The 393-nt window shown below is 72.5% G+C and carries 1 protein-coding gene; it reads right to left on the reverse strand.

Annotation, left to right across the window (positions count from 1 at the left end; all coding sequences use genetic code 11):
• Positions 1-150: 150 nt before the first annotated feature.
• The gene (locus JHD67_RS22700) at positions 151-285 is read right to left on the reverse strand and encodes a hypothetical protein (RefSeq protein WP_255557466.1); all 135 of its coding nucleotides are present in this window, start codon (positions 283-285) and stop codon (positions 151-153) included.
• Between the last annotated feature and the right edge of the window lie 108 nt (positions 286-393).

Here is a 393-nt window from a genome sequence, read left to right on the forward strand (position 1 = left end):
CCCCCCCCCCCCCCCCCCCCCCCCCCCCCCCCCCCCCCCCCCCCCCCCCCCCCCCCCCCCCCCCCCCCCTTTTTCACGCCCACGCCGGACACCGAGATTCGGTCACGGGTCTCGTGGGCTCGGAGATGTGTATAAGAGACAGGTATTGGCTTATCCATGATCGAGGGCGCCGAGCGTGCCGGCAAAATCCGCCCGGGCGATACGCTGGTGGAAGGCACGGCCGGCAATACGGGGCTGGGCCTGGCCCTGGTCGCGCAGCAGAAGGATTACCTGTCTTTTATACACATCTCCGAGCCCACGAGACCCGTGACCGAATCTCGGGTGGCGTGTGATGCGGGAAAAAGGGGGGGGGGGGGGGGGGGGGGGGGGGGGGGGGGGGGGGGGGGGGGGGGG

Origin of the sequence: Dyella sp. ASV21, from assembly GCF_016428975.1 — a bacterium.
GTDB lineage: Bacteria > Pseudomonadota > Gammaproteobacteria > Xanthomonadales > Rhodanobacteraceae > Dyella.